Source organism: Actinomycetota bacterium (assembly GCA_036280995.1).
In the GTDB taxonomy this organism is placed as follows: Bacteria; Actinomycetota; CALGFH01; order CALGFH01; family CALGFH01; genus CALGFH01.
In genome coordinates, this window is sequence record DASUPQ010000056.1 from 1 (window position 1) to 3304 (window position 3304).

General features: G+C 74.5%; 6 protein-coding genes. 3 read left to right on the forward strand and 3 right to left on the reverse strand.

Annotated elements, in window-relative coordinates; genetic code table 11:
• Together VF468_01505 and VF468_01510 are read left to right on the forward strand one after the other, a co-directional pair.
• Window positions 1-325 (forward strand): hypothetical protein (locus VF468_01505; GenBank protein HEX5876998.1); only part of this gene is annotated, 325 nt, incomplete at its 5' end.
• A gap of 41 nt (window positions 326-366) precedes the next feature.
• Window positions 367-615 carry a hypothetical protein gene (locus tag VF468_01510; protein HEX5876999.1) on the forward strand — a complete coding sequence of 83 codons (249 nt, stop codon included), beginning with the start codon at window positions 367-369 and terminating at the stop codon, window positions 613-615.
• A 22-nt stretch (window positions 616-637) separates the two neighbouring features.
• Here VF468_01510 and VF468_01515 read toward each other — a convergent pair whose 3' ends face one another.
• Window positions 638-862 (reverse strand): hypothetical protein, encoded by a 225-nt coding sequence (locus VF468_01515; GenBank protein ID HEX5877000.1) that lies wholly within the window; start codon window positions 860-862, stop codon window positions 638-640.
• Window positions 863-896: 34 nt separating this feature from the next.
• Entirely contained in the window at window positions 897-1664 is a 768-nt protein-coding gene (locus VF468_01520; protein ID HEX5877001.1) for a deoxyribonuclease IV, read from the reverse strand.
• A 104-nt stretch (window positions 1665-1768) separates the two neighbouring features.
• On the opposite strand from VF468_01520, the gene VF468_01525 reads away from it, so the two are divergent.
• Window positions 1769-2665 (forward strand): CHRD domain-containing protein, encoded by an 897-nt coding sequence (locus tag VF468_01525; GenBank protein ID HEX5877002.1) that lies wholly within the window; start codon window positions 1769-1771, stop codon window positions 2663-2665.
• Window positions 2666-3109: 444 nt separating this feature from the next.
• Here VF468_01525 and VF468_01530 read toward each other — a convergent pair.
• The coding region (locus tag VF468_01530) for an AMP-binding protein (protein ID HEX5877003.1) at window positions 3110-3304 on the reverse strand (195 nt) is incomplete at its 5' end.

A 3304-nucleotide genomic window follows, 5' to 3' on the forward strand; every position in this document is an offset into this window, starting at 1 on the left:
CAAGGAGGCCGCCGAACGCCTCTCCGCCTGGCGCCAGGCCTGTGGACCGACCGGCTCATCCGTCACCCCGGTCGGCCACCCCCCCGAGGGGGGCCCCGCCGCCGGAGGGTCGGGTGGCGTCGCGCCCGACGGGGACCCGGCGCCGGCGGGCGAGGGCCGACCGCGCCCCAGCCTGCCCGCGGCGGTGGATGCCGCGCTGGCGGCCGACCTGGACACGCCGGGGGCGCTGGCGGCGGGGGACGAGCTGGCCGAGCGGGGTGACGGGCCCGGGGTGGCGGCCGCCGCGGCCGTGCTCGGGGTCGAGCTGTCCCCAGCCGGTGGCTGACGGGCTATCCAGTTCCGCCGGGAGCGGCTACGCTGCCCGGTATGCGTGGGGACAAGGTCGAGGTGCTGGTCGACACCGGCAACGGTGGCGTCCGCGGGTTCGAGATCGCGGCCACGCGGTCCGGGCGGCGGGTCGAGGTGACAACCCTGCGGAACATGGTCGAGGTGGCCGAGGTGACCCGCACCGGCCAGCCGGTGCGCACCGCCCGGTTCCTGTCCTCGCGCGTGGTCGCCATCGTCGAGCACCCCTACGACGGCGGCCGGCCGGCGGGAACGGCCGGGGCCGGCTGACCGGTCCGGCCGGGGGGGCGCGTCAGCCCTTGGCGGCCACCCGGCCGCGCTCCAGCCGCTGGGCCAGGGCCCCGAGCAGGCTGAGCTGCGCCTCCCGCGGCCAGGCGTACTCGGCGCGCTGCTCGTAGGCCGCCTTCACCGCCCGGTCGACCTTGCAGAGGGCGCTGGCGATCTGCTCGTCGGTGAGGTCGAGGACGGCGGCCTCCAGGGCGGCCCTGGTCGGGTTCACGGTCGGCGTGGCTGGCATCGGTCGTCCTCCGGCTCGGTGGCGTGGGCGTAGCTTAGCGGCCGCCCAGGCGCGAACGGAGCAGCTCGATGTCGGCCCGGTGCTCGGCCACGCCGCCCGGGGTCTCGCAGATCACCGGGGCGCCGGCCGCCTGAACGATCCCGACCAGGGTGTCGAGGTCGATCTGGCCCTTGTCCAGGTTCTCGTGGCGGTCGCGGCCCGAGTCGGCCCGGTCCTTGGAGTCGTTGGCGTGGACCAGGTCGATCCGGCCGGTGATCGCCTTGACCCGGTCGACGATGCCGTCCAGCTCCTCGCCGCCGGCGTGGGCGTGGCAGGTGTCCAGGCAGAACCCCAGCCCGGTGTCGCCGACCACGTCCCACAGCCGGGCCAGGGTGCCGAGGCGGCGGGCCATGGCGTGGTCGCCGCCGGCGGTGTTCTCGAGCAGGACCGGCACCTCGGACTCGAGCTGGTCAAGGGCCTTGCGCCAGCGGGGGAACCCCTCGGCCTCGTCCTCGCCGCCGGTGACGTGGCCGCCGTGGACGATCACCCCGGCCGCGCCGACCGCGGCCGCGCCCTTGCAGGTGTCGGCCAGCAGCTTGCGCGACGGGATCCGGATGCGGTTGTTGGGCGAGGCCAGGTTGATGCCGTAGGGGGCGTGGACGTACACGACCATGTCGGCGGCGGCCAGCTCGGCCGCGTCCGGGCCCGGCGGCGGCACCTTCCAGCCCTGGGGGTCGCCGAGGAAGAACTGGACGCAGTCGGCCCCCCGGGCGGCACCCTCGCCGAGCGGGTCGTTCCGCCCCAGATGGATCCCGATCTTCATCTCCACGATTTTCGACCTTAGCACGGGAAGCGGACGGGCCCTCCGGTGGTTGTCCCTGTGTCCCCCGATTCTCCCGAGACACCCGAGACGCGAGGAGCAGGAGCATGCGAAAGCGTGTCGCCGTCGTCGCCCTGGCCGCCGCCCTCGTCTTCGGCATGACGTTGCTGGCCATCCCCGCCGCCGCCTCCGGCAGCTCGGGCAAGGCCACAACTCTCGCCGCCACCCTGAAGGGGGCCAACGAGTTCCCAGGCCCAGGCGACCCGGACGGGCGCGGCCGGGCCTTCGTCCGGCTGGCCGGCGACCGCGCCTGCTTCGTGCTCCAGTGGTCGAAGATCACCGCCCCCACCGCCGCCCACATCCACAAGGGCGGGCCGGGGGTGGCCGGCCCGGTGGTGGTGCTGTTCTTCGAGCCCAGTACCAACGCCGCCTCCCTGCCCGACACACTCTCCTCGGTCGCCGGCTGCGTCGACGTCGACCCCGCCCTGGCCGAGGAGATCGCGGCCAGCCCGCGCGACTACTACGTCAACATCCACACGGCCGACTTCGCCCCCGGAGCCATCCGCGGCCAGCTCCACCGCTCGCGCCACCTCGACCTCGACCTGCCGCGCCAGCTCGCCGCCAGGCTGAACGGCGCCAACGAGGTCCCCGGCCCCGGCGACCCCGACGGCCGCGGCCTGGCCCTGGTCAAGACCGGCCGGGAGCGGGTCTGCTTCGCCCTCGGCTGGGCGAAGATCGCCCCGCCGATCTTCGCCCACATCCACGAGGGCCCCGCCGGGGTCGCCGGCCCGGTCGTGGTCCTGTTCTTCGACGTGCCCGAGCTCGCCGGCGCGCCGACGGCCACGCTCCCGTCGACCATCTCGGCGGCCGCCGGCTGCGTCTCCGACCAGGACCCGGCCCTGCTCCGCGACATCCGCCGCCATCCCGCCGCCTACTACGCGAACATCCACAACCTCGACTTCGTGCCAGGGGCCATCCGCGGCCAGCTTCGCCGCGTGGCCTAGACCCGGGGGGGCGGACGGGCCCGCGCTGGGCGGTCCTCCAGCGCGGGCCCTCCGTCGTCTTGGGGCGGGGTCGGTCGCTCCGCCACCCGACCCCGGCGGGCGCCGTCGTTCGATGCACGTCGCCAACGACAAGGCCAGGACCGAGCTCGGCTGGCGGCCCATGTACCCGACCTACCGGGCCGGCATCAGGGCCATGACCTCGGTCCCGGCGGGGTCGGGGCGATGACCGGCAACGGGACGGAGCGGGTCTCGGCCGTTTCGTGCTGTGGTTCTACGCGCTCGGGGCCGGCCTGCTCAACGCGGTCGCCCACTTCGTGTTCCCCGTCCTCAAGGGCGGCTACTTCCCCGGCCTCTACACCGCCGGCGGGCATCTCGTGCTGAGCGCCCTGCTGGTGTACTTCCTGCTCCAGGAGTCGCGCCGTCTCAAGGCGGCCGCGCGACCGGCTAGGCCGTCCTTGTCCCGGCGGCCGTCTCCAGGCCGAGCTCGGCCACCGACGCCTCGCGCATCTTGAACTTCTGCACCTTGCCGGTGACGGTCATGGGGAACTCTTCCACGAACTTCCAGTAGCGGGGGATCTTGAAGCTGGCGATCCGCCCCCGGCACCACTCGCGCAGCTCCTCGCCGCTGACCTCCTGGCC